Source organism: Anaerotignum faecicola (genome assembly GCA_024460105.1).
Taxonomy (GTDB): Bacteria; Bacillota; Clostridia; order Lachnospirales; family Anaerotignaceae; genus JANFXS01.
Genome location: JANFXS010000146.1, coordinates 1 through 521 on the forward strand (window position 1 = coordinate 1; position 521 = coordinate 521).

Sequence of the window (521 nt, forward strand, 5' to 3'; positions counted from 1 at the left end):
CTGGGCATGTGCTGCTACGAGGCGTTCTTTAAACGGAATGAGCCGTGTGAGCACTGTCCTGTGAGAGAATGCGCCGGAAAGGAAAGCAGCATACTGGAAGTCTATAACCCGGTGCTGAATGTCTGGACACTGGCTGATTCTTCGCGGATCCGATGGGGGGACAGAGAAGCGTTCCTTCTGGCCTGCCACGATATCTCACCGTATAAGCGGATGGAGAAGGAGGAAGCGGCGAACCGCTGATTTTTAACTGAAAAAGCATCAGAGCCCTGTGACGGGATCTGATGCTTTTTCGTGTATCAGGCGCTGGTTTTGTTTCGCTTAATCACCTTCAGCCTGGTGAATTCCTCGCGGTCCTTTTCTTCCAGCGCATTTGTGATGTTTCTGGTCAGCGCCTCGTAGCGCGGGATCGTGATATTCTTAAGCGCGTTGGCGCGCTTCTGTGTCCGCTTGATGCTGTTTGCCAGGCGGTATGCGGAATTTTCCACCATGGACAGCTTTACCGTAAGCTCCTTCACCTTTTC

At 52.6% G+C, this 521-nt stretch carries 2 protein-coding genes; one reads left to right on the forward strand and one right to left on the reverse strand.

Annotated features, from left to right (window positions below):
* A partial coding sequence (locus NE664_13200; protein ID MCQ4727588.1) for a hypothetical protein occupies positions 1-240 on the forward strand: 240 nt, incomplete at its 5' end.
* A 56-nt stretch (positions 241-296) separates the two neighbouring features.
* On the opposite strand, the gene NE664_13205 is transcribed toward NE664_13200, so the two are convergent.
* Positions 297-521: V-type ATP synthase subunit D (locus tag NE664_13205; GenBank protein ID MCQ4727589.1), on the reverse strand; the 225-nt coding region annotated here is incomplete at its 5' end.